Raw genomic sequence first — 25,618 nt, 5'->3', positions numbered from 1 at the left:
ATTCATTTTGATCATTTGCTTACTAAATTCTTAATAATTCGACGCATGGCAATGCCGGGTTTGTCAGCTTTGATGCTGATTTCTTTGTAATCGTGGCCATCACGATCGAATATGCCTTGTAGGTATTTGATAGCATCGCGGTCTTCGTCGAAGCCGTGTTGCACCATGGTGCCTTGTTTTTCACTATATTCTTCATCATCAAGGGCGTAATTGCGGGCAATGAACCAGAAATAATGACAGCGATCTTCGCTTTCTGGTGTCAGATAGTGACTGACGTAATGGCCGGTCGGTTGTTCCGGGTTTCCATTTTCATCTAACGGGAAAAGCAGGCCGTATCCTTTATTGGTCGCTGGGGTCATATAATGACCGCCGGATTTATAAAGTACTTGTTTATTGCCGAAATCCAGTCCCGGATGGAAGAACGGTTTTAACAGGTTCCAATCCCCGAGTTCACGGTAAAAAATAACTTCGTCGCCGTCCTGCTCGATCTTAATCGGGGCGGATGTATATTCCTTCGGGAATTTAAATGTGTCTTCGTGCAGAAACGGTAAGTGGCTTAAATCACATAAATTTTCATGAAGCAGTATGTAACTGCCTTCCATATAATTATATTTGCCAACAACATGGGTCCATTTATCCATATCGTGAACCGGTAATTCGGGGATGTCGTCCTCGTTGGCTTTGTCATCATCACCCATCCAGACCCAAACCACGGGGCCGATTTCCTTGGTGATGTATTTTCTGATTTTGGTTTTCGGGCATTTATCCTGACAAGGCACATCGGTGATATTGCCGTCATGGTCATATTTAATGCCGTGATACCGGCAACGAATGCCACCCTGTTCAAGTTTGCTTTCTGAAAGGGGGAATGATCTGTGTGCACATCGGTTTTGCAGGATAACAACATCGCCGTCTTCGTCACGGTACATCACAATGCTTCTGTTTAAAATTGTGCGCTCTTTTAGATCACGTGTGAATTCCGTGGCAAGACCCGCCACGTACCAGTAATCATACAATAACGGTGTGTGAATATCGGCAAGGTCATCGTTGCAATAAGACTTCATGGATGGCTCATTTTTTTACTATTAAAATTTACAAAAACAGACTATCACAGAAGCGTTATTGTTCAAGTCTCTAATCAGTGGAAAATAGTATGTCAGAGCAAGTCATAGAGGAAAAGCAAGAAAGTCATTTCAATGTTATGGCTTTCACTCTTTTAGTGCTAGGTGGTATTGCAATCGGTACATCGCCCATTTTTATGCGTTTTGCTGATGTGACGCCGTCATCGTCTGCGTTCTGGCGTCTTGCCTTAAGTATTCCATTATTGGTTATATGGCAATTTATCGATATTAAGAAAAATACTGGGCAGCCCATGCCCGGGGCGAATAAAAAAGATATTAAAACATTCATCATCGTTGGGTTTTTATTTGCGCTTGATTTAACGCTTTGGCATTGGTCGGTGCAATTGACATCGGTTACCAATTCAACATTGCTTGCCAATATGGCGGCTGTGTTTACCGCCATTGGTGGCTTTCTGTTTTTCGGGGAAAGGTTTAATAAAACCTTTATTGGTGGTATGGCGCTTGCGTTATTTGGGGCCGTATCCTTAATGGGGCATAGTTTTGAACTGGAACCGGAAAATTTGCCGGGTGATTTATTGTCTCTGGTGACGGCAGTGGCCTACGCCAGCTATATTATATATAGCGCCAATGCGCGCAAGAAATTTTCAACCGTATCCATTATGCTTGCGACCAGCCTTTTTGGGAGTTTGTTTTTAATGCCGATCGCGTTAAGCGAAACGGGTAATTTTATCCCAACGACATTGGTTGATTGGTGGCCACTTTTTGGGCTTGCGTGGTTTACAAATGTCATCGGTCAAAGCATGATTGTTTATGCGCTCGCGCATTTGCCGGCGGCTTTTGGTTCGGTAACATTATTAATTCAGCCGCTCGTCGCCGCAATTCTTGCATGGATACTCTTTAGTGAAATTTTAAGCATGTATCACTTCATTGGTGCAGCACTTATCATCAGTGGCATTATCGTTTGCAAGTCGGGCGTTAAGAAAAAGAAAAAATAATCAAACGACAGCTTTGTAGAATGTCATGATTATTTTTGTGCCTTGGCCAGCTTCTGTTTCGATGCAGAATTTACCATCATTTTTTTGACACAGGCTTTTCGCAAGCGGAAGACCAAGTCCCATACCGCTATTTGCTTTGGTAAGCACGTTTTCACCAATATTAAAGGGGTCAAGCTGGCTTGATGTGATTTCATATGGCATACCAGGGCCGTTATCAAATACGATAATATCCACTTTGGATTTTCTTGTGGTAACTTCTATACCGATGGTGTCGCCGTTAAAGGAAAACTGACAAGCGTTTTTAATCAGTTGCCGCAAGGCATTCTGCAGATCGATTTTATCACAGGCAAGATGCGGCAATTTGCCAGGCAGGCGTGTGACAATTTTTTGTTTCTTTTCCCGTGCGGAATTTTCGGCAAAGGGGATAATATCGGATACCAGCAAATCAATCAGGTCGACTTGGGCATTCTGTTCTTGTTCCAGTGACTGGCTTTTTACCAGTTTTAAGACGTTTTCTACTTTTGATAATAATTCATCACCAGCGTTTCTGATGATATCAAGATTTTCTTCAAGCGCGGGATCGTTATTCATTGATTGCACAATTTCAGTAAACCCAATGATATGGTTTAAAGGGGTTCTTAATTCATGGGACATATTGGCAATGAATTTTGTTTTGGCATCACTGGCGGCAAGTGCCTCGACATATAATTGATCCAGTTTGCTTTGTGTCTCTTTTAATTGGGTGATATCTGTATGCACTGAAATAAATTGTTCGGGTTTACCGGTTTTTCTATTGGTAAAGGGTACAATCGTTGATGAAACCCAATAGTTATCGCCATTTTTCTTAAGGTTGCAGATTTCCCCCTGCCAGGTTTGGCTTGATTTAATTGTGTGCCATAGTTCATCATAAAATGCTTTATCATGGCGACCTGATTTAACGATGTTATGGGTGTTACCGATTAACTCGTCTGTAGAATATCCGCTGATGTCGCAAAATTTTGAATTGGCATATTGGATTTTACCAAATTCATCTGTCGCCGATACAATGGCATGTTCATCAAGCGTGCGGCGAAGGTGTGATGAAATGTTTTTTAAGTTAGACAGATTTTCCCGTGTCTGTTCATGGCTTTCTTCGATAAGTACCGTTTGGGTGCGATCTTTAAATGTGCCGCTAATAGCAATAATATTGTTATCGTTGTCAAATTCCGGTTTACCGATTGATTCAACATATGACGTGTGACTTGATGATGTAATGATCCTAAGTTGTACGGAAAATGGCTCACCAGTTTCAATACATTTTTCGACCCGTTCTGTGATGATGGGAATGTCATCTTCATGATAAAAATTAATGGCCGTTTCCACGGTCGGCGTATATTCCGATTTTTTAACCCCGTGAATGTCATAAATTTCATCAGACCAATATAAGGATTGTTCAATCAAATCCACGCGCCAGAAACCAATTTTTGCGTGATCATTGATTTTTAAAATAATTTGTGCGGCTTGCTCTGACTCCGTGATGTCAAAACCGAATTTTACAGTGTATTTTTGGCCACCGATTTCCGTAGGGTAATTATGCCATTGAACCCAGATATAGCGGCCATCGTTCTTTTGTAAGTTTTGTTTGTCGGTATCTTTATTTTTGGCGAAAAAATATGTGGGCGCATATGACCTGTGTTTAATATCCGCAGACCATTTTTGATCATGATCACTGCTATTTTTAAAATCATCGATAAATTTGCGGTTGGCTTTGATGATATTGTGATCTTCATCGATGATCAGCAAATAAAAATCTTCGGCAATCAGGGATAGGTCGCTTTTATTGATATCGAAAAAGTTACTTCGATTTACAAGGATGTCTAAAATGTCATCATCATTGTCAATTGACATTGAATTCCACTTCTAAATTTTCCCGTACCACCTATTCACTGGATTTTATTTTATGTGTTTAGTAAAAAAATGCAAGCGATTATTTTTCTTAAAAGCCGCTTAAATATTTATATTTATTGCATTATTTATTTTGAAACATGTTCTTTCCAAAGTTTTGCGAAATCTTCATTCGGTAGCCATGTTGTATCTTCTTTGCGTGCTTCTTCGACACGTCCAACGGTATGATTATAAATGTTGCCGACTGTTCCCATTTCTTCGGTGACAGGTTTTAAGGATTTATAACCGATGGCGCCGTCAACCATTCTCATTTCCATAATGGCTTCATAATATGCGACTGCAAGATCTCTGCTGCCGGCGACTTCATGGGCGACACCTTTTTCTTCTGCCAGTGTCCAAAGCGCACCTGCACGACGATTGGTAAGGTACATACCTTTAATCATTAAATTACGTGATGGAAGATCATCAAGGCCAATTGAATAAAGGCCCGGTGTTTTTCGTGTGGCTTCGGGTGGGACGGATGAATAGTAATAACCGCCCTTATTTACAACATAGGCAATAACACGTTCCGGCACCCAGCTGGCGATTTCATGGTTGATTTCACCGCCGGCAGACATGCCCCATAACAGGAATGGTGCGTATGAAAGTTCTTCATGGCCGCTTTCTTTGGCGAAATGATCGATGGCGTTCATGATGGCTTTGCCGCTGTCATCCCATACTTTGATGTAATGTTCAATCATCATGTTTTCATGAAGGTGGTCTTGCAGAAAAGTTGCCATTAATGCGAAATTATGCTTTCTGGCAAAATCACGCCAATAATCATCAGCCACCATGTCGCGACCATCGCTGTTTGATCCGGGATTAAGCATTAAAATACCGCGGTATTTATCCACGCCTTCTGGTGTCCACATACGGAAAGCGGCCATATTATAAACATTGCCGGGTTCAATGGTGACATCATAAGTTTCCGCAGATGCCAAATTTGTGAACGAAAAAGAAAGGCAAACAAGAAGAAATAAATTAAATGCTTTCATAATGATAATCCCTATTTTATTTTAAAATCATAATAACCGCTGATGATAAAATTACCAGATTGATAAATGAAAATTAGAAAAGAAGAAATTCAGGACCACGTCCTTGTTGAAGACATATTGAAAATGGCGTTCGAGAGCGACGGCGAAGCAAGGTTGGTGAAAGCGTTACGTGATCAAGCATCACCAATAATTTCACTTGTTGCGGAAAATGATGAATGCGCCATCGTTGGGCAAATTATGTTTACGCCCGTAACGATTGACGGATGTGAAGATGTTAAAATCATGGGACTTGCGCCCGTATCCGTCACACCAGAAGAACAAGGCAAAGGATATGGCGGCGCCCTTATCAAAGCAGGACTTCATGAATGCCGAAAATTAGGCATGGATGGTGTGGTTCTGCTGGGGCATCCTGATTATTATCCAAAGTTTGGTTTTAAAACATCAACTGAATATGATCTGGCTTGCGAATATGATGTTCCAGCCGAAGCCTTTATGGCGATGGAATTATCCGCAGGGGCGTTTGATAAAGTATCCGGCACGGTAAAGTATCATAAGGTTTTTTCTGAATTATGAGGGAGAAAGCGCCATATTCCACAGAATTTGATGATATTTATTTTTATCCTGAAGATGGCATTGGGGAAAGTACAGCCGTTTTTTTGGATGGAGTGGATGCGCCGGAAATTTGGCAGGGTCAAGACGAATTTATCACCGCGGAACTTGGTTTCGGTACGGGGCTTAATTTTTTGCTGACTGCGAAATTGTGGCTGGAAACGGCGGAGGATGATCAAAAGCTAATTTATTATTCCACAGAAAAATATCCTTTAAAAGCGACGGAAATTGATGACGCCATCCATTGGCCAGAATTGCAGGATGTTAAAGCTGAAATGTTAAATGCTTATCCTGATGGCGGACAGTTATTTGATGGCAGAATTGAGCTTAACATTCTGCTGGGGGATAGCCTTGAAGAATTAAGAAAGCATAGCTTCAAAGCGAATGCGTGGTACCTGGATGGTTTTGCGCCAAGCAAAAACCCTGATATGTGGTTGGATGACATTTTTTCTGAAGTGGCAAGGCTTTCCGCATCTGAAGCAAGGCTCGCGACATTTACCGCGGCGGGCTTTGTCAGAAGAGGGCTGATGGAAAAAGGATATGATATGTCCAAGAGGCCCGGATTTGGCAATAAGCGTGAAATGCTATCGGGGGTTTTTAAAAATAAAGGCGGCTGAATATTTATCCAGCCGCCTTTTGATTTATTTATGGGGAAACAACATGGCGGACACCATTTTGTTCCGCCCATGCGTTAATTGGATCAAGATGATCACGCTTGATCGCATCAAGTTCTGCTTTACGTGCCATCCACTGGCCTTGAAGGTCAGATAGACGATCAAGCGCACCACGTGCAACAGGGGCGCCCGCACCATCCATCACATCAACAACATGTTTTACTTGTACATCAAGCATACTTGGCCATGCGTCCTCGTCTTCAAGAACCTGGAAATAAACCTGATCGATTAATTTTTCCCAAGTATCAATTTGCTCAATAGCCGCATTGCCGCGTGACATTAAATCTGCATGATCTTTCATCAGTGCTTTAACCTGTGCGCGTGCTTTACGGGTGTTATCAAGGGCAACAATGATTTCATTGAATAGGTTGGTTCCTTCAACAAGCTTTGTTTCCAGAAATTCATATTCAGTGGTTGTTGCATTGTCCCTTGGGTCAGGAAGAAGTTCAAATGGAACGGTCTCGCTCGCATCACCTATGGAAATGCGGGCCTGATATTCACCAGGCATAACCTTGGCGCCATTCCAGCCCGAGAACATAAACACGTTATCAATACAAATAAGTCCATGACGACGCATGTCCCAATTCCAAAGGTTCATTCCTTTTTTCTTGGACGGATAGGAAAGTGATCTTTTTTGACGTGGTGACATATTGCCAATCACGCAGCGATCACGATCGCTTTCCTCGCTTGAATAACTGCGAACCAGATTGCCCATTTTATCCATGATGTCGATGGAAAGCGGGCCTTCATGGTCATCCTTAATATGATAACTAAGGATCACACCATTTGGTGGGTTTTTGCCCTCGTTGGCGCCACCACCACGGCGACCCGTGATCATCATAGTTGGGCTTGGTGAAATCACATGGATTTCTTTTTCGGCCTGATCATTTGAAATCTGGCTGAAGATTGAAATGTCATCCATGACATAAAACCCGCGTCCCTGTGTTGCGACCACAAGGTCACCTTGACGGATCATCAAATCAGTGATCGGTACAATCGGTAAATTCATCTTAAGAGATTGCCAATTTTCACCATCATCAAATGAAATAAACATTCCGCCTTCTGTGCCAGCGTATAATAATCCTTGCTTGTTTTTGTCTTCACGGACAACACGAACAAAATTCCCATCCGGAAGGTCGCCATCAAGACGTTCCCAGCTATCGCCATAATTTGATGTTTTATAAATGTATGGCTCAGGATCATTCATTTTGTATGCTGAAACAACCACATACGCCGTCGCCGGATCATGTGGGCTGACCTCAATCGCGTTGATCATGCCTTCTGGTGCATTGCGTGGGGTTACATTTTCCCAATTTGCTGCGTTATCGCGGGTTATATATACAAGCCCGTCATCACTGCCTGACCAAATGACACCGCGTTCATGCGGACTTTCCACAATGGTATAAACATTGCCGTAAAATTCCGCGCCGACATTTTCAACTGTTAATGGGCCACCGTTTAAGCGTTGTTTTTCTTTTTCATTGCGGGTTAGGTCCGGGCTGATCTCTTCCCATGTAACGCCGCGGTCGGAACTGCGTAATATTAGTTGCGCGCCGTAATATATGATGCTCGGATCATGGGGGGATGCTGAAACCGGTGCGTTCCAATTTGCACGGTATTTCAAATCTTCAGCATTTTCACCGAAAACATATTGTGGATACGGTTTAATCGGGCGTGTTCGTCTGTTTTCCGTATCAATTTCAGTGAGTGTCCCGTTAATGGTTGTTGCATAAACATATTTTGGATTGTTTTCATCAAAGGCAACATGGGCACTTTCACCGCCACCAACGGAATAATAATCATCAACACCGATACCACCTGTGAAAGATTCAGATGTGATGGCCACAGTTGAATTGTCCTGCTGACCACCGTAAATGCGATATGGCATCATATTATCCGTATTCACGCGGTAAAATTGCGCGGTTGGCTGGTTCATAATTGATGACCATGATTTGCCGCCGTCGAATGTGATTTCTGCGCCACCATCATCGGCAAGCGCCATGTTTAAGCTATTTTCCGGGTTAATCCATAGGTCGTGCGTATCACCATGTCCAACTTCAACGATTTCATATGAATTACCACCGTCAATGGATTTTAAGAATGGCACATTCATCACATAAATGGTGTTGTCATCATTAGGATCGGCCTTAAGGTGATTGTAATACCATGCACGTGTATGGGTCAGACGGTTTGAATTAATGTTGGTCCAGTTTTTGCCACCATCTTCACTGCGATATACACCACCGTCATCCGTGTACATGTCGCCTTCGACAACAGCGTAAACGCGATCCGGATTTGATGCGGCCACATCAATGCCGACTTTACCGATTTTTTCCGGTAAGCCACCAGCCAGTTTTTCCCATGTGTCCCCACCATCTGATGTTTTCCAGATGCCGCCTTTTACACCGCCGGAAAGGATATACCACGGTGTGCGTCCATTTTCCCACATGGCCGCATACAAAATTCTTGGGTTTGTTGGATCCATCACAAGGTCGCCACCACCGACCTGTGGGTCAATTTTTAATACATGTTCCCACGTTTTACCGCCGTCCTCGGAACGGTAAATGCCGCGTTCTTCGTTCGGGCCCCAGATGTTGCCTTGTGCGGCGACATAAACGATATCAGGGTTGGTCGGATGGACGCGAACCTTTGGGATTTGTCCGGCATTCGGTAAACCGATATGTTTCCATGTTTTACCGGCATCTGTGGATTTATACATACCATCGCCACTTGCAGTGGTTACGCCGCGAATTGGCCCTTCGCCGGTGCCAACATAAACCACATTAGGGTCAGACTGTGATACGGCAATGGCACCGATTGTCCCCGATGTAAAATAACCATCAGAAACGTTGAACCATGATGTGCCGGCATTGGTGGTTTTCCATACACCACCACCAGCAGCGCCCATATAATAAGTCAGGGGATCACCGATAACACCGCTAATGGCTGCGGCGCGTCCACCACGCCATGGGCCGATTAGACGGTATTCTTTTCCGGCATATAATGACGGATTAACCGTTTCGGTGGCCATTGCGCCAGTAAAAAATGAGGTAATAATAAAAGCTGTTCCAACTAATGCGGAAACAATCATTTTATGAATGCGAGATATGGTCATTTAATCTCCCCTTATGTTTATTTTGTGAAAGGAATAGCCTGCCTGATAAAGGATGATTTGTACAGGGTTAAATAGGTTTTTGCCCCTATTTTAGGGCGTTTAGTAAGGTCTCAACCACATGATCTTGATCGTCTTCAGAAAGCGTTGGGTAAAGTGGTAATGTGATCGCTTTGCTGTAATAATCTTCTGCCGCGGGGAAGTCACCCTGATTAAATCCAAGATTTTGATAATAGGGTTGTAAGTGAACCGGAATATAATGAAGATTTACGCCAATACCGCCATCACGCATTTTTTCAAATATTTTGCGGTGATCATAGCCATCTTTTAATTTGATGATGTAAAGATGTCTTGCTGAATAACAATCGTCATGCTGCAATGGAATTGTCACATCTTCGCTGAGCAATAACCGGTCATACCTAGCTGCAAGCTGGTTACGTTTTTTAACAAAATCATCAATGCGCTTCATTTGGCTGGTGCCAAGGGCAGCTTGGATATCCGTCATGCGGTAATTGTAGCCAAGATCAATTTGCTGATAATACCATGGGCCGTGACTATCCCCTTGCATTAGATTTTCGTCACGGGTAATGCCGTGGCTTCTTAATAATTCCATCTTTTTTGCCAGATTTTCATCATTGGTCATGCATGCGCCGCCCTCTGCGGTGGTGACGATTTTAACCGGATGAAAACTGAAAACCGTAATATCTGAATAGGTTGAGTTACCAATAGGCTCGTTTTTATATTTTCCGCCAATTGCGTGTGATGCGTCCTCAATTATCTTGAAATCATATTTTTCGGCCAGTTCGGAAATGGCGGCCATATCACAGCTTTGGCCGCAAAGGTGCACGGGGATCACCACTTTGGGCAGGCGGCCGATTGATTTGGCCTCAATCAATTTACGGTTAAGGCGGTCAATTGAAATATTGTATGACGTTTCATCAATATCAACAAAATCTACATCCGCCCCAAGATAAAGTGCCGCATTTGAGCTTGCCGCAAATGTAATCGGTGACGTCCAGACGATATCCCCTTTGCCGACTTCAAGTGCCTGACAAGCAATATGAAGGGCGGATGTACCGCTATTGACCGCAACAGCATAGCTGGCACCAGTGTAATATTTTAATGATTGTTCAAATTCGGGGACTTTTGGTCCTTGGGTAACAAAGTCTGATTTTAACACATCAATAACAGCGTTGATGTCATCATCATTTATGTCTTGCTTCCCGTACGGTATTATTTTTTTTATTGTCATAAAAGGATGGTACTCAATGATTGTGATTATTGCAATGTTCCCTTGACGTTAAAGTGGAATATAATAATACTTCCAAAGTATAACGATCAATTAATTGGGGTTCCAAAATGCGCAATATAATTATTTTAGTTTTCGTGTTATTTCTTTCGAATTGCGGGGGGCAGGATGGTAGCTCTGCTGATATTCCAAAGATGTCAGACAATCCACAACTTCAAAATGCATATGAAAAATGCGTCGTGGAAACACAAGATGGATTGGAAAAAGATAACCCGGATACAGAAGCGGATGTCATGGAAATGATGAAAAAGATGGCGTTTGATACATGCAATTCATTGGTTGTTGTCACATGTACCAAAAATATAAACAGCAATGGTTGCCAGTTAATGTTGGATCAGTTCGGCGGATGAAATGATGCCCCACGCGAAGACGCAGGGCATATAAAAATGTTTTAAAATGTATATGTGATGCCGATGCCGCCGCGTAAGGTGTATTCTTTATCAACGACGGGGCTTAGTACCACAGATTCAGACAGATTTTCACCAGCCGCGGTCAAAAGTAATGACCAATTGTCTTTTAAATGGATGCTTGCAGTCAGACGCGCAAACCCAAACCAGCCGGAATCCAGTTCAACCACAGGGAAAAGAGGTGCACCTTTTTGACCCGTGGTACCATAAAGATAATTCACAAGTTCACTTGAACGGTAACGTACACCACTGTTAAGCGATAAATGTACGCGGTCTATCATTTTGCGTGCGATTACGCCGATTGTGATTTCATCACCCTCATGGGCGTTGGTTACATCCGTTAGGTATTGACCATATACGGAAAAATTACGGTATCTATATTCTGCGTGGCCGCCAGCTTCGAATGCGAAATCGCGTTCAAAATCATCGAAACGGTCGTCGGATGACATTTCAATATCGGAAACCCTGAATGCGCCGATTGCTGATAATTGAAACGGGCCTGTTTCAACCGGATGGATCATTAATGAATTTGTTGCGTATGTTACATACTTATTTTGATAATAGATAAAAGGCATCGGAAAAAGTCTTTCTTTTCCGATCAGGGCATTGGTGCCTGCTTCAAATAAAACGCCCATTGTTAAAATACTTTGATCTTTATTTGGTGCATCATCAGGTTCAGATTGTGCCCAAGAAAAAGTGGGTGCAATTAAACTGAAGAAAAAAGCAAATAATATGATAATTCGGTTCATCTGTAAGTTACTCCGTTTATGTCAATATGATGAACGGCATATACCGCGTTAATGCGGTTACATATGAAATTTGCGAAATTGATGTTACCTAATCGTCCGATTAGGTCATTTTACGCACCTTTTCTATAGGCGGCAGGGGTGGTGTTTTGATGTTTTTTGAAGGCAGTGCTAAAGGTTGAGCGGGAATTGAAACCGACCTCAAATGCAATATCAATCGTAGGCGTGTCGGTGGATATTAACAGGTCACATGCTTCATTGATGCGGCACTTATTAACATAATCATAGAAATTCATGTTAATGTCATCGCGTAGCGCTTCGGAAATATGGTGTGTGGAAAAACCGACTGCATCGCTTAATTTTCTTAATGTTAAATCAGGGTCACGGTAAAGGTGATCTTTTTCAAATGCCGTTCTTAATTTTCCGGCAATGAGGGCGCGTCTTTCGGGGCTTAAATGTTTCTTCTTAGCCTTTTCAGTTGTTTCAACTTGTTCAGTTGTGATCTTTTCATTGGAAATTTCGAAAACAGGTTTCTGTCGTAGGCTCATGATGCTGAAACCGGTGACACAAATAATATGTAGGATCCAATTGTATTGATCGGAATATTGAAGAAGATTGCTGATCCCTAACGCGAGTAAGGATACAACAAAAAGCACATACACTTGTATCCATTTTAAGGTACGATCACCAAGATTTGAATATACATGCTGAATTCTGTCACCATGTTGATGCAGCCTTTTTATCGTTAAAACTAGATAAAACCCGAAAAGCAACACTGTACACACGTTAGAATAATACGATAGTTCGGCAATTACCGGATCAAGACTGTGTGGTTGATCCGTTATCATGTGCAGATTGGCGAGTTTACTTTCCGCTGGCGATAATACATGGGGAAGGTCCATCAATATGACGGCTAAACCCGCAATCCAATGGAAATAAGAATGATTTTTAAAATGCCATTTTCGTGTGGTGCTTAATGTATGGATGTAGAAAAAAATGGTTGGTGCAAATAACGGCACCAAAAATGTCGGCCAACCAATAAGCGCAGGGTAGTTTTCAAAAAAGCCAGTTTTTGTAAGCGTTAAATTTAAATACCACATCGCCGTCGTGACAAAAACCCCACTTAAAAATATTAAATGATCGCGGCGTTCGTCATCCTTTGTGACCAGTAATATGATCATAAATACGGCATGGAAAAATAAAGCAGAATAGGCAAATGTGCTGATAACAGAGGGCAAGGATTGCTTCCGGTTTTAATATTTTGGTTTATTAAAGAGTAATCAAAGCAGTTGTTCAATGCAATGTTGCTGGAAAATATTCGCCAAATATGGTAATAAAATGTCCTGTTTTTCCCTAGTTGCATTTGTTGCGTACGCGTAAACACTTTTCATTCTAACAGGGGATACCTTATGAACTTTCGTAAATTATCGAAGGTGAAAACTCTTTTTACAATTCTGGTTTTCTACCTTTTTGGGGTTGTCGCGACAAGCGCTGCAGCCGTAAGTCAAGTCACTGTCGTTCAAACTAAAGATACAGCAGCCTATGTTGAAAAATTAAAAGAAGGGCAGGCACTATTAAACAGTATGAATTCTTCGGGAACTTTAAAAGCATGGCAAGCGACTATTGCTGGATCCAGTTCAGGCGCAATTGCGGTTGTGGTTGAATGGGAAAATATGTCGGCATTTGCTATGGATTCCGAAAAAATTCAAAATAGCGAAGAATGGGCAAACTGGCTCGCGAGCCTCGGTAAAATCAGAAAGATTTTATCGGTAAGTCTTTATTCAGAACTTGAACTGGATTAGTGCAAATTCAAACAAAAAGTCCCGCTATTTTTAGTGGGGCTTTTATTCTTTGAGCTTAGTAATTACTCAGTATTAAGACTTAAGTATTCATCAATTATATATTGTTTGTTTATGAAGATAGCGTTGCATGCATCGGATTTGTCTTTGTTGACTGTACCTTCAATTGAAAAATATTCTAATCCAAATAATCCGGTTGCTGTTTGTAATTGATAGCATTGATTATTGGGGCGAACAAAAATATGTTCTTCACTTTTGATATCTATTTTATAAATTATCGGTTTGTCGTTGGGCCATATTACAATTGCTTTATATAAAGTCGCTTTGTTACGTCGCCCTGTTCTTTTGATAGATTTTTTATCGATGATTGGAGCATATAGTATTGGTGACGGGTTTATTGTTGCTATACGGTTAATGTTTGCTGCTAACGGGTATCCAAAAATATGAATTATTGGCCATCCAATTAGAAACAGTAAAAAAGCAGCCCTATGTGTGGATGACTTAATAGGAAAGGTGTAAATATAAAAAGAGACACTTAAAAAAGTTAAAAAGAAGGATATAAAAATCCAATTATTCATTGCTTCTTCTAATGGGGACAAGTTTCCTAAAATTTCATTATCTGTGAAAATGCCGACGATTAATAAAATAAAAAGTTTAAAGATGGTATATCCGAGATACCATAACCATTCTGTCATATTTGCACTTGTATCGATTGATTTCTTCAAGGGTTTCGCAATAATTGTTGTATAGTCTAAGATCGTCTTGAAGGTATCTTCCGATACTTTATTATTATGCATAATTTCAGTATTTGTAGTGTTTACTAGTTTTTCAAAGTTTAAGGATGATTTTTTGAAAAATATTCTCGCTCCTCTAGAATTTATTTTTAAAAATAACATTCCCATGGATTTTAATTGAAATAATGCATGCTTTTGTTCATAGGAGCCGCATATTTTTTCAATTGTAGAAGCAGATTCACAATTAATAAAAAATGATTTATCAAATTGATCATGATTTAATTGATGTTCATTGGAAAGCCCAATAAATCGTGCGAGTGTATCATACCACCTTTGGGTGCTTATTTTAATAGGGTGATCAGAGGAAAAATGAAATTCAAATTCAATATGATCAAATTTTCTTGGAAATAACCTTACTATGATATTGTTCCTGTAGTGATCAATTTTTTTATGAACTTTAAATTTTAGATTACCATCAGTACTATGCCAGGATTCAATCATTATACTACCCCCAAGAAAATTGATTAGAATTGATTATTAACAAAATTCAAAATCTTATGAAATATAAATTAATTTTAATAATAAGAAAGCCCCGCTATTTCTAGCAGGGCTTTCTTTATTTATATCTAGCAAAGATTATTTTTTGGCGACCAAGCTATATGCTAGATGGCCTACGATCACGATGGCAGCTGCGCCAGCGAACAGGGGGAGGAGATCCCATGACACGCCAAGCAGTGTTTCCTGACCATACATATCTCTGCTGTAACGGAATAATTCCATTTCAATTATCCTCTAATCACTTTCTTAACCAGATTTTCCATTAGTGGAATTTTAAAGTGGTTATAGTTAAGCGGTGATGCACCACGTGAAGCAGCACCAGCGGCAAGCTCGGCTGTTTCTTCGTTTGTTGCACTACCCTTAACGATATCTTCAACAACATTAAGACGCTTCGGAACACATTCAACAGCACCACAAGTGATTGTGATGTCTTCGATCACGCCACCTGATACTTTCATGGCTGATGCCATGTTCACAAGTGGGAAATCCCATGTGTTACGATCCGCAACCTTTTCAAAGAAGAACTGTGCACCAGCCCATTTCCCAGGAATACGGATTGTTGTCAGAACTTCACCTGGCTCAAGAACAGTCATGCGTGTGATATCAATGGCTGGGCCAATGAAAAAGTCACTTGCTGGAACCGTACGTTCACCGCCCGGACCTGCAATAACCATTTCTGCTTCCAGTGTTGCAACCGCAACCGCTGTATCAGATGGTGTTACCGCAACACAGCGTGATGCACCGAACAAGCAATGCTCGCGGTTCATACCTTCCGGTGTGTCAGCGTAACATGTGTTACCACCTGCGCGGTAACAATCAAGACCACTACGGTAATACCAGCAGCGTGCATCTTGGCTGATGTTGCCGCCAAGTGTACCTTGGTTACGGATTTGTGGGCTGGCCACACGTCCTGCTGCCATGGCAAGTACACCGAATTTTGATTTGATTATGTCGTTGTTTTCAACGTCAGTCAGTGTTGTCATCGCACCGATTTCAACACCGCCGTCCGCTGTTTCCGTAATACCGGTTAGGCCCGGTACGCCAGAAAGATCAACAACAGTTGATGGACGTTTAATGCGATCTTTAAACCAATCAAGGCTATCTTGACCACCGGCCATCGCCCAACCATTTTCACCAGCATCAGCAAGCGTACTGATTGCACTCGCAAGATCAGTAGGTTGAACAAGATTAAAGTTTGGCATCATATCTCTCATAATCTAACCCTCCTATACGTTTACTTGTAGTGGTTTAATGGATTGCGCACGGCCGCTTAGCGCATTGATGATCATGTCCGGATCAACCGGTGTACGGTTGAAGTATGTTCCGGTTGCATCACTAATCGCACTTAGAAGCGCTGCTGCAGCACTACCCATGGCCGGCTCACCAATACCCTTAACACCAAATGGGTTTTGTGGGTCTGGTTGGTTAACAGCATCCGTTTCAATTGTTGACGGAACGTCAAGAATGCTCGGTGGCTTAGTCTGATAAAGACCAACTGTCGCACAAAGTCCGTTTTGTGGATCGTAAACCATACGGTCAAATACCGCTTCACCGATACCCATTACGGCACCACCACGAAGCTGTTGCTGAAGTCCTTGCGGATGAAGAACAGTACCGCAATCGGCAATGTTTTGCATTTCAAGAAGTTCGTATTTACCAGTATCCGTATCAAGTTCGATCATACAGAAGCATGCGGCCATACCGGCAGCACTTCCTTCTTTTGGCATTTCATCTTTTGCCGCAGCAACAAGACCAACACCTTTAACGATTTTCATGGCTGATTTTGTAACATCATGCAGATTATCAGGATATTCAGAACCATCCCACTTACCGCCAAGCTCAATAGCGCGTTGTCCAGCTTGTGCGAATGTCATGGATTTTGAACTGTCCGATGTGTTGAATACTTTTTCATCAGCAACATCATAATCACCCGGCTCACCGCCAAGATCCATTGCTGCGAGTTCCTGAAGCATTGCTTTTGCTTTATTCGCTGCTGCATAGTTGGTACGTGTGTTGGTGAATGTTGAGTTACTACCGAACTGAGCAAGTGTCCACGGAAGACCGTGACGGCTGTCACCACGAAGAACAACTGTATTTTCCCATGATGAACCAAGAACTTCTGATGCTGCACGACATGTGCCCGCATATGAATAAGTACCAAGGTTACCAACACCAGAGTGAACATAAAGTTTGCCATCCGGACGGATCGAAACCAGACCATCAAAGCCGTTTGAACCGGCAGAGTGATAAGCAGAACCGACACCAATACCGATAACTTTATTACCGTTACGTTGTCCTGACATTGCCTTTTTGGCATCCCAGTTGAAGCGTTCCGCACCAAGTTTGTATGCTTCTTTTAAGTATACACTTGTTACAGTACTGTTTCTGTTTGAGAATTTAACGTCATGACCCGGAGCGTTAATGTCACGAATTGCAACACGGTCAACACCAAGTTCTTTCGCGGCACGGTCCATGAGTGGCTCAACAACTGTTGCAAGTTGGTTTTGACCAGGACCACGCTGTGATACGTGCCAAGGTTTGTTGGTTACAACCGCTGCACCACGGAAACGCATGTTTGTTGGTGTATAAACAAGTGCAAGTGCACCCGCCGCTGATGAATAGTCACCAGAACCGCGAAGTGGACCACCTGATTGTACGATATATAGGTCAGCAGCTGTCATTTTACCGTTTGCATCAAAGGCAAGCTTAACTTGTCCTTGGAAGCCTGGACGCGTACCACCAAGATGATATTCTTCGGCGCGTGTAACACGAAGCATAACAGGACGACCAAGTTTCTTCGCCATATAAGCCGTCATACCCTGTACTGGATATGGGGATGCTTTGGCGCCGAAACCACCGCCGCAATATTCAGCGATATAAACAATGTCATCCACTGGAACCTGCATCATACGTGCAAGGCCAGGCATCATCCAACTTTGTGATTGTGATGAACCGTGGATAAAGCATTTTCCATTTTCCCAGTAAGAAAGAACACTACGTGGCTCAAGTGCCGCGTGTGATGAACTTGCGGTTACGAATGGTTCGTCAATGACAAGTGCAGCGTTTGCAAATGCTGCGTCAACGTCACCTACTGCCCATTCAACAGGTGCTTCACCCATTGGTAATTTATCTTCACCAGCTTCGGCGAAATCGCGTGCTGTCCATTTACGTGTGTGGATCGGCTTGTTTCCTTCACCGCCACCAGTCACGTTACCGCTTTCAAGTGCGTTTGGACCGCCCGGATATAAACTTTCCAGTGGGTCAAGTACAAATGGTTGTGGTTCATATGAAACACGGATTTTTTCAAGTGCTTCAGCGGCGATTGCTTCTGATTCAGCGGCGATCGCACAAATCGGCATGCCAAGTTGGCGTGGCTTCATTGTTAGCATCGGATATGATGGCTCTTCCACCTGAGGCACTTCGTCCGCAGTAAGAATGCCAAGAACGCCTGGCATCGCCAGTGCTTCTGATGCATCAAGATTTGTTACGTTTGCACTTGGCATCGGACAAAGCAACATTTTCATGTAGCACATGCCATCTTTACTGAAATCTTCGGTATATTTACCGGTTCCCATTACTTTCGGGCGCACATCTTGTGGCTCGAAATCTTTACCTATTAGTTTCTCAGCCATTTTTATGCTCTCCCTGCTGCTTTAACAATTGCGTTAACATAGTTGTTATAAGCACCACAACGACATAGGTTGCCGGCAAGCGCCTGACGAACATCTTCGCGTGATGGGTTTGGATTACGGTTAAGAAGAGCCACACCGGAAACAACCTGACCAGGTGTACAGAAACCACACTGTGGCGCAAGTTCTTCGATCATGGCTTCCTGCACTGCGTGAAGCTGGCCATTACCGCCGCCGACACCTTCTACTGTTGTGACTTCATCGTTACGAACTGTGTGTGTAAGTACAGAACAGCTGTTCACTGTTGTGCCATCGATCATAACAGTACAAGCGCCGCATGAACCGCGGTCACAACCGATTTTTGTGCCAGTCAGACCAAGTTTGTTACGAAGTGTATGTGAAAGTGTTTCGTTAGGGGCAACATCCACATTACGGGCCATGCCATTCACGTTTAAGGTAATAAGTCTTTCCACTGATCCGGCGGCACTGCCACCTGAACTGTCACCGCTGCCTCCACAGCCGGTGACCATGGTCGCTGTGCCCGCAACAGCACCAGCGGCAATTACGCCTTTGATGAAATGACGTCTTGAAACATCATCCCTTTCGGTGCTACCCGTCGGATCATAGCGATCTGATCTGAATTTATTTTGCATAAAAGTGTGCTCCTCCACATTAGTATTTCTACACAGTTTGTTGAAAAATATTCAACAGAGATAAAAAATGCCCCGACAAAGACAATCTCACCAACCTGAGGATATTGGTGTAAGAGCCCTTGTAAATGCGATGTTTTCATATCTCTTGAATATTTTTATATTTTTCCTTGAGATATTTTTCGCCTCCCGTTATGAGGTAAATGTAACTATATAACTTGAATTCTAGTAAGTCTAGATGCAAAATAACGGGACAACACAAAAAAAAGGCGCTATTTTTATAGCGAAAATTAACCTATGGAAGACAATAACGAAAGAGTCATTCGCCATAGTGGAATAAGCCGACTATTTCACTGGATTATGGCAGCGAGTATACTGGTGCTTTTATTTACCGGATTATCACCTGTGCTGGGTATTCAATTTGAATGGATTGAACCGCACTGGATTTCGGGCGTTGCACTAACGATTGCTGTCCTTATTCATATTGTGCGTTCGTTATCGCTTCCAAAATTAAAAGCCATGAAAATCAGCCCTTCTGATTTTAAAGAATTTATTGAAAATGGTGGCAAGGTTCGTGGTGGAAAATATTCGCTGGAACAAAAGCTTATGCATTTTGCGATCATGGTTTTAAGTCTTGTGTCACTTATTACAGGATGGTTGATGCTTCTTAAAATAGATACGCCGTTTTGGGAACGTGATCCGTTTATTTTTAGCGCTGATACATGGGGTGTTTTATATGTGCTTCACGGCTTTTCAACGCTTGTGTTTGTCAGTACGGTAATGATGCATGTTTATTTCTCACTTCGTCCAGAAAAAGCAATGTACCTAAGGTCAATGATTAAGGGTTGGATGACAAAAGAAGAATATGAAAAGAACCATGATCCAGACCGCTGGAATGTATAATTAATTATATAGATTGAAAGAATATTATGAGTGTAGAACTAAACGAAAAACTACGTACATCCATTAATGACATCGAAGCGGGCTATGAATTTTTGCTTGCCTATGCGGCGCAGGGCCGTGATGTCGAATATACAGGTGGTGGTACGGTTTCAATTCGTGATTACCTGACGCAAATGCAATCTGGTCTTGCCAGTGTTGCTGATGATTTCGAAGCAATTATTGATGATCTCGCAAAAGAAAGTGCACCGCTTTACCGCGAATATATTGATGTTCTTAGAGCAGATGCCAAAAAATCAAAAATGGCGGTTGATATTGTTCTTTCGTTACCATCAATCGGTTCGCAGGTTGTTGATAATCTGAATGCGACGATCCATATTCGTGCGCTGCTTACAGATATTTTCCTTCTGGATGAGGCATTAACATCACTTTCCCGCGCGATGAAGTGCTAATTCATTTTTGCCACATTTGATCTTTAAGCTTGCTGAGTTCAATAATTTTAAGGTTCGTTTGATGAATATTGCAAAATATAAAAATATGGTTTCCGCTATGATTGCGGGAACGATTATGACCGGGGCAGTTTCATCATATGCGCAAAATGCAGAGCAGGCGCAACTTTTCCAAAATTATCAGGCAATGGTCATCGTTGAAGAATATAATCAACATTGTCCCATGCTTTCTAGATTAGAGGCAGAGGCCCTAAACGGCCAGATCGTTTTTGCGAACAATAGTTTTGCCGGCAACATGGATCAGGTGGAAAAATTTAAAAAAGAAGCCCGTATTTTTGCACGTCGCATGTCCTGTAATGCACCCGAGCTTGAAGCGTACGTTAATATCGCCCAGCAACAAGCAATGGATAACATGGTCAATCACATCCTGCTTGCCAGACAAATTCATTTGCTTGATGAGCAAAGCCGCGGTGAAGGCAAAATTCAAGCGGGTCTTTTATTGAATTATCTGTCTGCGGATGATTGGGCGCTACTTGATAATATGTACGAGGAAGTAAAAGAAAATTACTTAAATCAAGCAACCGAGGAAGAATGGGACGAATATGAAAGTTCAATTCTTAAGGTCGCTGAAGAAAACAAAACTATTCAATATCTTGAAAGTTCTGCCGTGATCAACAGCGGCGCGCCGGATAATCTTGGTGGTGTTCAGGCAAAAATAAGACTGCGTGATATCACATCATATTATTTTAATCTGGAAAAAACGGTCGTAGCTTTTATTGAAGGGGCAGACGCGGATGAACGTGGGTTTCCGTATAGTCGCCCTGCCAATGATTTTACCCATTGGACGGCCTATAGACCGCGTAATGATAAACCGCTTAATTGGGCAATATCATATCCAGGGTGTGGCGGGAACGCTGGAACGTTTGCCTGCACTTTATTTACCAGTGTTGATGGTGATGTCGGTGTATCAATTGGTGAAGAATTAGATGTTAAATCAATATCACTGACTTATAGAAATCCGGATGACGGTGATTTAAAACAGAATAATAAAGCCGTTGAAGGGCCGATCGGCAGCAACCTTGCTAATCAGGATAATCTTAATGACAATATTCAGTCTTTAAAAGATTCTAATGAAAAAATGATTGTCCAGGCGGCGCTTAGTTCATCAAATGATAACCAGAAAATGCAAACTGGAGATCAGGGTATGGAAAATGCGAAAGTGTTCGTATTTGAAAAAGGAACACTTGCCAATATCGATAAACTGCATAAAAATGATGTGCTGATACTGAATATTGATACGGGCGAAGATGTCGTTGAAAATATAATGCCCATTCATAATTATATGAGAGCCAGAAACTGGGCATACACCACAGAATAAAAAGATGAGAGGGAAACCATGAAACTGCTGAGAATTTTATTAATATTACCATTTTTAATTACATACTCAGCAGTGGCGGCGGATTATGCCAAAAAGCATACGGTTATGGCTGATGGTCATCCAATTGCTGTATGGGAAAAATCGGTTGATAACCCAAAGGGTGTGATTCTGCTTCATCATGGTAGGACGTGGAGCTCTTTACCAGATTTCGATTTACAGGTGGACGGTGAAGATCTTTCCTTAATGGACGGATTTAATGAACGCGGCTATAGCGTATGGGCGATGGATGCGCGTGGATACGGTGAAACCCCACGTGATGATACAGGCTGGAATACGCCGAACAGATCATCAAAAGATATCTCGCTTGTTATTAAATGGTTAAAAGACCGTACTGGTGATGATATCCATTTATGGGGTTGGTCAATGGGGTCAATGCTTGGACATTTATCAGCGCAACAATACCCCGATAATATCAAAAGCCTGACATTATTTGGATACCCATTCCCGCTTGGTGCAACATATCCTGAAGATATTCCGGGAACAGAACCACCACGTGAAAAAACAACCGCAGAAGCAGCAGCAAGTGATTTCATCGTGCCGGGTTCAATCAGCCAAAAAGCAATTGATGAATATGTAAGACATTCACTTGAGGCCGACCCGGTTCGTATGGATTGGCATTACCAGCATCAATATAATCAGGTTGACGGTACAAAACTTCCGATGCCTGTGTTGTTACTGGACGGGGAACATGACCCATTAACCCATGATGATGCGCATGCGGATTTATTCCTTAAATTGCCAAATGCCCATAAACAATGGGTGGTATTAAAAGGTGGTGATCATGCAGCGCTTCTGGAAAAATCACGTAACAGACTGATTGATGCATCCGTTAATTTTATGCAGTGGATCGATAAATAATTTATCCGTATACGAAAGCAAGCAAGCCAATACCAAGCAGCACGCGGTAGATAACAAACGGTGTCATTGATGAACTCTCTAGCCATTTCAGTAATCCTGCAATGGCAAGTAGGGCTGCGACGAATGAAAGCGCCGCACCAAGAAGCAGGTCCGTACCGATGGTCACATTGCCAACTTCGATCAGGTCTTTAATCTGTAAGATTGCCGCAGCAAGTATAGTCGGGATGGATAGCAACATTGAAAATCTTGCTGCATCTGTTCTGTTAAAGCCAATCGCACGTGCCGCTGTCATGGTAATGCCTGAACGGCTGGTTCCCGGGATTATGGCAAGTACTTGTGCAAATCCGATAATTAAAGCATGACCGAAACAGATTTTATCAAGGTTTAATTTGTCCGCACATTTCGTGTCGGCAAAATATAGAGCCACACCAAATATAATTGATGTCCAACCGATGATTTCAATAGTACGCCAAACATCGGTTAATCCGAGCGCGGATGCAGCACCGCCAAAAACAACAATTGGAATGGTCGCAAGAATGATCATCCACATAAGATTACGATCAAGTGCATCATATTCTTTATTGAAAGTAATCAGTTTGAAAAATGATTTAAAAAGTCGTCCGACCTCGTTTCGGAAATAAAGGATCACGGCGCCGAGTGTTCCCACATGAACTCCCACATCCATCATTAAACCTTGATCAGGCCAGTTGGTGAGTTCAGGTACCAAAATCAAATGACCGGATGAACTGATCGGTAAAAATTCTGTAATTCCCTGTACGATGGCAAGGACTATGATTTGCAGCAGGCTCAAAAAATTCCCCCCGTGCTCATTAACTATCTGATGTTACATCATTATGAAGCAGAAGGGCAATTCGTGCCATACGTTTCATGGAATTAACCGATAGTGTCGAGCCGGAAATTCCGTTAATCGGATTAGAAAGAGTATTGCTGTCTTTAAGTACTGCGCCAACATATTGGACGCGGTGGTTTCGGGCTTGCACTTCATAACCGCGGTTCTCACGATATACCAGTACACTAATATCTAAGATTTCCCCGTTTTCAACAACGACACCGGCGGTAATCGGCATTGTACGGGCAACGCTCTCTAACACCCAAAGCGTTCTGCCACCATCGCGCCAATAACGGTACCGAACAGGTGTACTGTCGGCACCGTTAAGGACTTCTGTAATATTATCGCGAAGATCCCCGATCACCCAGACGGTGGCTTTTTTCGGGGTTTCGCCATTAAAAAAGCTTTTTACATAATCACTCGTTTTTGTGTAAACGCGTTCAGCGGGTTTGAATGTCCCTTGTGCACTAGCGTTAACTGTACCGAGTACGACGAAAATTGCTGCAATTATGCCTAACTTTTTCATGTTTTTCCTTTATTAGAATTGGAAACCAACACCAAGGTTAAAGCGGTTGTCTTCGCTATCAACATTGGCATAGTTGTCAATCTGATAGTCTGCTTTTAACACAACGCGTTGATGAGGCCAATAGTTAACACCGAATGATGTCTGTTTGTTGGCAGTATCAATATCGCTTCCAGCTGTGTTATCCCACATGCTGTAACGCACGAAGAAACCAATAGACTGATCAGCGTTGATATGGTGGCGAAGTGATGGTTCTATATACCAACCGCGTTGGATGTCTTTACCCATAAGTTCTGCTTCGTCGCTGTTCAGGTTCCATTGTGCGTATAGGGCACGTAGACCAAATTCGTTCTTATCAGAAATCATGCGTTTGATATCAGCATGTGTTTCAAACAGTGTTGCTGATGTTGGTGTGATTGAGCTTTGTGTCAGATCGCTTTGGTATTGAAGTGTTGCGGCAAGGATAACACCAGATGCAGGCATCCAAGTCATGCGGCCTGTGTATGCTGCGTTTTTCCAGTTTGCTTCTGCCACTTTTTGACGACCGCTACGGATTTTAAAGCTGTCAATTGGTGTTTCAAGACCAGAGTGAAGCATTGCTTCAAAACGTAGGTTGTCACCAACATTCTGTGTATATTTAATACCAGCTTCCCACCATGTGGTCGGGATGATGTTTTTCTCAACGTTGTTACGTTCTACACCATAAAATGTGTTTGGTTCATGTGTTTCGTTAAGAATACCAACAGGGACAAGTTGAAGACCAATATCAACATATGAATTATCTGTAACATCGATTTCGATGAAGGCTTGTTCCATTTCCACTTCACCTGGTTTTCCGTCACCAGCAAGGGAATGTTCAATTTCAACTTCACTGAATAGGCGAATACGATCGTTAAATTCATGATTGAAGAACATTACATAACGGTGGAAATCGATTTGGTCCGCGTTTCCCCCATTCCAATGTAATTCACCATAACCACCAACAGATGTGCCTGTTGGGAATGTGAAACGACCCGTTCTTCTAGGGCCCATTGTGCTTAATCCGGCATTGTTTGTTACTGGTGCGCCTGTTGCTGCTGGTGCGGCAACCATGCCTTCTTCCATGGCAACGACTGTTGCTTCAAGGGCTTGTTCTGTCTCTTCGACTTTTTCATTTGTTTCAGCGACAACTTGCTCTGTTTCACCAAGTTTCTTTTGCAGTGCTTCGATCTGGGCTTGCTGTCTTTTGATCATTTCCCACATTTCGGCTTGGCTTGGCATTTCCTGCGCAAATGATGGGGAGGCAGTCATCATAAGTGACATCGCAAGAAGTGAAGATGCGGATTTTAAAGAGCGGATTTTCATTTTATGTCCAATTAGTTTTTAAAATTAATTCAGT

General features: G+C 42.4%; 24 protein-coding genes. 9 read left to right on the top strand and 15 right to left on the bottom strand.

Going from position 1 to position 25,618, the window contains the following annotated elements; translation table 11 throughout:
• Nucleotides 1-11 precede the first annotated feature (11 nt).
• Nucleotides 12-1,064 (bottom strand): aromatic ring-hydroxylating oxygenase subunit alpha, encoded by a 1,053-nt coding sequence (locus KW060_RS11050; RefSeq protein ID WP_249034886.1) that lies wholly within the window; start codon nucleotides 1,062-1,064, stop codon nucleotides 12-14.
• 89 nt (nucleotides 1,065-1,153) lie between these two features.
• Here KW060_RS11050 and KW060_RS11045 point away from each other — a divergent pair, with 89 nt between their 5' ends.
• On the top strand, nucleotides 1,154-2,077 hold the full coding sequence (locus KW060_RS11045; RefSeq protein ID WP_249034885.1) for a DMT family transporter: 924 nt from the start codon (nucleotides 1,154-1,156) through the stop codon (nucleotides 2,075-2,077).
• Here KW060_RS11045 and KW060_RS11040 read toward each other — a convergent pair whose 3' ends face one another.
• Nucleotides 2,078-3,964: a sensor histidine kinase gene (locus KW060_RS11040; RefSeq protein WP_249034884.1), complete on the bottom strand. Its 1,887-nt coding sequence runs from the start codon at nucleotides 3,962-3,964 to the stop codon at nucleotides 2,078-2,080. It abuts the gene before it with no gap.
• A gap of 125 nt (nucleotides 3,965-4,089) precedes the next feature.
• The gene (locus tag KW060_RS11035) at nucleotides 4,090-4,995 is read right to left on the bottom strand and encodes a hypothetical protein (RefSeq protein ID WP_249034883.1); all 906 of its coding nucleotides are present in this window, start codon (nucleotides 4,993-4,995) and stop codon (nucleotides 4,090-4,092) included.
• Nucleotides 4,996-5,061: 66 nt separating this feature from the next.
• On the opposite strand from KW060_RS11035, the gene KW060_RS11030 reads away from it, so the two are divergent.
• Nucleotides 5,062-5,568: a GNAT family N-acetyltransferase gene (locus tag KW060_RS11030; RefSeq protein WP_249034882.1), complete on the top strand. Its 507-nt coding sequence runs from the start codon at nucleotides 5,062-5,064 to the stop codon at nucleotides 5,566-5,568.
• Nucleotides 5,565-6,221: a tRNA (5-methylaminomethyl-2-thiouridine)(34)-methyltransferase MnmC2 gene (mnmC2, locus tag KW060_RS11025; protein WP_249034881.1), complete on the top strand. Its 657-nt coding sequence runs from the start codon at nucleotides 5,565-5,567 to the stop codon at nucleotides 6,219-6,221. The genes KW060_RS11030 and mnmC2 overlap by 4 nt, the downstream gene beginning before the upstream one ends.
• A gap of 28 nt (nucleotides 6,222-6,249) precedes the next feature.
• Here mnmC2 and KW060_RS11020 read toward each other — a convergent pair whose 3' ends face one another.
• Nucleotides 6,250-9,393 (bottom strand): WD40/YVTN/BNR-like repeat-containing protein, encoded by a 3,144-nt coding sequence (locus tag KW060_RS11020; protein WP_249034880.1) that lies wholly within the window; start codon nucleotides 9,391-9,393, stop codon nucleotides 6,250-6,252.
• Between the two features lie 85 nt (nucleotides 9,394-9,478).
• Complete coding sequence (gene pseC / locus KW060_RS11015) at nucleotides 9,479-10,627, bottom strand: UDP-4-amino-4,6-dideoxy-N-acetyl-beta-L-altrosamine transaminase (RefSeq protein WP_420833189.1); 1,149 nt, start codon at nucleotides 10,625-10,627, stop codon at nucleotides 9,479-9,481.
• Nucleotides 10,628-10,749: 122 nt separating this feature from the next.
• On the opposite strand from pseC, the gene KW060_RS11010 reads away from it, so the two are divergent.
• Nucleotides 10,750-11,049, top strand: coding sequence for a hypothetical protein (locus tag KW060_RS11010; RefSeq protein WP_249034878.1), 300 nt, complete (start codon nucleotides 10,750-10,752; stop codon nucleotides 11,047-11,049).
• 41 nt (nucleotides 11,050-11,090) lie between these two features.
• On the opposite strand, the gene KW060_RS11005 is transcribed toward KW060_RS11010, so the two are convergent.
• Together KW060_RS11005 and KW060_RS11000 are read right to left on the bottom strand one after the other, a co-directional pair.
• Nucleotides 11,091-11,855 carry a MipA/OmpV family protein gene (locus KW060_RS11005; protein ID WP_249034877.1) on the bottom strand — a complete coding sequence of 255 codons (765 nt, stop codon included), beginning with the start codon at nucleotides 11,853-11,855 and terminating at the stop codon, nucleotides 11,091-11,093.
• Between the two features lie 110 nt (nucleotides 11,856-11,965).
• Complete coding sequence (locus KW060_RS11000; protein WP_274757247.1) at nucleotides 11,966-13,033, bottom strand: helix-turn-helix domain-containing protein; 1,068 nt, start codon at nucleotides 13,031-13,033, stop codon at nucleotides 11,966-11,968.
• A gap of 228 nt (nucleotides 13,034-13,261) precedes the next feature.
• On the opposite strand from KW060_RS11000, the gene KW060_RS10995 reads away from it, so the two are divergent.
• Complete coding sequence (locus KW060_RS10995; RefSeq protein WP_249034875.1) at nucleotides 13,262-13,654, top strand: hypothetical protein; 393 nt, start codon at nucleotides 13,262-13,264, stop codon at nucleotides 13,652-13,654.
• 62 nt (nucleotides 13,655-13,716) lie between these two features.
• Here KW060_RS10995 and KW060_RS10990 read toward each other — a convergent pair whose 3' ends face one another.
• From KW060_RS10990 to KW060_RS10970, 5 genes are all read right to left on the bottom strand, one after another.
• Nucleotides 13,717-14,886, bottom strand: coding sequence for a hypothetical protein (locus KW060_RS10990; RefSeq protein ID WP_249034874.1), 1,170 nt, complete (start codon nucleotides 14,884-14,886; stop codon nucleotides 13,717-13,719).
• A gap of 135 nt (nucleotides 14,887-15,021) precedes the next feature.
• A complete protein-coding gene (locus KW060_RS10985) occupies nucleotides 15,022-15,165 on the bottom strand; it encodes a hypothetical protein (RefSeq protein ID WP_249034873.1) in 144 nt (47 codons plus the stop codon).
• 5 nt (nucleotides 15,166-15,170) lie between these two features.
• On the bottom strand, nucleotides 15,171-16,157 hold the full coding sequence (locus KW060_RS10980) for an FAD binding domain-containing protein (RefSeq protein WP_249034872.1): 987 nt from the start codon (nucleotides 16,155-16,157) through the stop codon (nucleotides 15,171-15,173).
• A gap of 12 nt (nucleotides 16,158-16,169) precedes the next feature.
• Nucleotides 16,170-18,575 carry a xanthine dehydrogenase family protein molybdopterin-binding subunit gene (locus tag KW060_RS10975; RefSeq protein ID WP_249034871.1) on the bottom strand — a complete coding sequence of 802 codons (2,406 nt, stop codon included), beginning with the start codon at nucleotides 18,573-18,575 and terminating at the stop codon, nucleotides 16,170-16,172.
• A gap of 2 nt (nucleotides 18,576-18,577) precedes the next feature.
• Entirely contained in the window at nucleotides 18,578-19,225 is a 648-nt protein-coding gene (locus KW060_RS10970; RefSeq protein ID WP_249034870.1) for a (2Fe-2S)-binding protein, read from the bottom strand.
• Between the two features lie 294 nt (nucleotides 19,226-19,519).
• Between KW060_RS10970 and KW060_RS10965 the strand changes: the two genes are divergently transcribed.
• The 4 genes from KW060_RS10965 to KW060_RS10950 all read left to right on the top strand — a co-directional run bounded on the left by KW060_RS10965 (nucleotide 19,520) and on the right by KW060_RS10950 (nucleotide 22,867).
• Nucleotides 19,520-20,125: a cytochrome b/b6 domain-containing protein gene (locus KW060_RS10965; protein ID WP_274757246.1), complete on the top strand. Its 606-nt coding sequence runs from the start codon at nucleotides 19,520-19,522 to the stop codon at nucleotides 20,123-20,125.
• A gap of 26 nt (nucleotides 20,126-20,151) precedes the next feature.
• Nucleotides 20,152-20,574 (top strand): hypothetical protein, encoded by a 423-nt coding sequence (locus KW060_RS10960; protein ID WP_249034868.1) that lies wholly within the window; start codon nucleotides 20,152-20,154, stop codon nucleotides 20,572-20,574.
• Between the two features lie 61 nt (nucleotides 20,575-20,635).
• Entirely contained in the window at nucleotides 20,636-21,949 is a 1,314-nt protein-coding gene (locus KW060_RS10955; RefSeq protein WP_249034867.1) for a hypothetical protein, read from the top strand.
• 18 nt (nucleotides 21,950-21,967) lie between these two features.
• Nucleotides 21,968-22,867 carry an alpha/beta hydrolase gene (locus KW060_RS10950; protein WP_249034866.1) on the top strand — a complete coding sequence of 300 codons (900 nt, stop codon included), beginning with the start codon at nucleotides 21,968-21,970 and terminating at the stop codon, nucleotides 22,865-22,867.
• 1 nt (nucleotide 22,868) lies between these two features.
• On the opposite strand, the gene KW060_RS10945 is transcribed toward KW060_RS10950, so the two are convergent.
• The 3 genes from KW060_RS10945 to KW060_RS10935 are packed head-to-tail and all read right to left on the bottom strand — an operon-like array spanning nucleotide 22,869 to nucleotide 25,584.
• The gene (locus tag KW060_RS10945; RefSeq protein ID WP_249034865.1) at nucleotides 22,869-23,678 is read right to left on the bottom strand and encodes an undecaprenyl-diphosphate phosphatase; all 810 of its coding nucleotides are present in this window, start codon (nucleotides 23,676-23,678) and stop codon (nucleotides 22,869-22,871) included.
• A 19-nt stretch (nucleotides 23,679-23,697) separates the two neighbouring features.
• Nucleotides 23,698-24,243, bottom strand: coding sequence for an FMN-binding protein (locus tag KW060_RS10940; protein ID WP_249034864.1), 546 nt, complete (start codon nucleotides 24,241-24,243; stop codon nucleotides 23,698-23,700).
• 12 nt (nucleotides 24,244-24,255) lie between these two features.
• On the bottom strand, nucleotides 24,256-25,584 hold the full coding sequence (locus KW060_RS10935; RefSeq protein ID WP_249034863.1) for a hypothetical protein: 1,329 nt from the start codon (nucleotides 25,582-25,584) through the stop codon (nucleotides 24,256-24,258).
• Between the last annotated feature and the right edge of the window lie 34 nt (nucleotides 25,585-25,618).

The organism is Pseudemcibacter aquimaris (assembly GCF_028869115.1).
GTDB classification, from domain to species: domain Bacteria; phylum Pseudomonadota; class Alphaproteobacteria; order Sphingomonadales; family Emcibacteraceae; genus Pseudemcibacter; species Pseudemcibacter aquimaris.
Note: the sequence above shows the minus strand (reverse complement) of the source record. Positions and strands in the feature narration are given on the sequence as shown.

What these genes read in the sequence shown, in the direction of transcription:
- KW060_RS10960 (WP_249034868.1), top strand. Translation starts at nt 20,152, where the DNA reads ATGAGTGTAGAACTAAACGAAAAACTACGTACATCCATTAATGACATC.
- KW060_RS10970 (WP_249034870.1), bottom strand. Translation starts at nt 19,225, where the DNA reads ATGCAAAATAAATTCAGATCAGATCGCTATGATCCGACGGGTAGCACC.
- KW060_RS10950 (WP_249034866.1), top strand. Translation starts at nt 21,968, where the DNA reads ATGAAACTGCTGAGAATTTTATTAATATTACCATTTTTAATTACATAC.
- KW060_RS11005 (WP_249034877.1), bottom strand. Translation starts at nt 11,855, where the DNA reads ATGAACCGAATTATCATATTATTTGCTTTTTTCTTCAGTTTAATTGCA.
- KW060_RS11020 (WP_249034880.1), bottom strand. Translation starts at nt 9,393, where the DNA reads ATGACCATATCTCGCATTCATAAAATGATTGTTTCCGCATTAGTTGGA.
- KW060_RS10935 (WP_249034863.1), bottom strand. Translation starts at nt 25,584, where the DNA reads ATGAAAATCCGCTCTTTAAAATCCGCATCTTCACTTCTTGCGATGTCA.
- KW060_RS10965 (WP_274757246.1), top strand. Translation starts at nt 19,520, where the DNA reads ATGGAAGACAATAACGAAAGAGTCATTCGCCATAGTGGAATAAGCCGA.
- mnmC2 (WP_249034881.1), top strand. Translation starts at nt 5,565, where the DNA reads ATGAGGGAGAAAGCGCCATATTCCACAGAATTTGATGATATTTATTTT.
- KW060_RS10985 (WP_249034873.1), bottom strand. Translation starts at nt 15,165, where the DNA reads ATGGAATTATTCCGTTACAGCAGAGATATGTATGGTCAGGAAACACTG.
- KW060_RS11030 (WP_249034882.1), top strand. Translation starts at nt 5,062, where the DNA reads ATGAAAATTAGAAAAGAAGAAATTCAGGACCACGTCCTTGTTGAAGAC.
- KW060_RS11000 (WP_274757247.1), bottom strand. Translation starts at nt 13,033, where the DNA reads ATGATCATATTACTGGTCACAAAGGATGACGAACGCCGCGATCATTTA.
- KW060_RS10995 (WP_249034875.1), top strand. Translation starts at nt 13,262, where the DNA reads ATGAACTTTCGTAAATTATCGAAGGTGAAAACTCTTTTTACAATTCTG.
- KW060_RS11010 (WP_249034878.1), top strand. Translation starts at nt 10,750, where the DNA reads ATGCGCAATATAATTATTTTAGTTTTCGTGTTATTTCTTTCGAATTGC.
- KW060_RS10990 (WP_249034874.1), bottom strand. Translation starts at nt 14,886, where the DNA reads ATGATTGAATCCTGGCATAGTACTGATGGTAATCTAAAATTTAAAGTT.
- KW060_RS11045 (WP_249034885.1), top strand. Translation starts at nt 1,154, where the DNA reads ATGTCAGAGCAAGTCATAGAGGAAAAGCAAGAAAGTCATTTCAATGTT.
- KW060_RS10980 (WP_249034872.1), bottom strand. Translation starts at nt 16,157, where the DNA reads ATGAGAGATATGATGCCAAACTTTAATCTTGTTCAACCTACTGATCTT.
- KW060_RS11035 (WP_249034883.1), bottom strand. Translation starts at nt 4,995, where the DNA reads ATGAAAGCATTTAATTTATTTCTTCTTGTTTGCCTTTCTTTTTCGTTC.
- KW060_RS10940 (WP_249034864.1), bottom strand. Translation starts at nt 24,243, where the DNA reads ATGAAAAAGTTAGGCATAATTGCAGCAATTTTCGTCGTACTCGGTACA.
- KW060_RS11040 (WP_249034884.1), bottom strand. Translation starts at nt 3,964, where the DNA reads ATGTCAATTGACAATGATGATGACATTTTAGACATCCTTGTAAATCGA.
- KW060_RS10975 (WP_249034871.1), bottom strand. Translation starts at nt 18,575, where the DNA reads ATGGCTGAGAAACTAATAGGTAAAGATTTCGAGCCACAAGATGTGCGC.
- KW060_RS11050 (WP_249034886.1), bottom strand. Translation starts at nt 1,064, where the DNA reads ATGAAGTCTTATTGCAACGATGACCTTGCCGATATTCACACACCGTTA.
- KW060_RS10955 (WP_249034867.1), top strand. Translation starts at nt 20,636, where the DNA reads ATGAATATTGCAAAATATAAAAATATGGTTTCCGCTATGATTGCGGGA.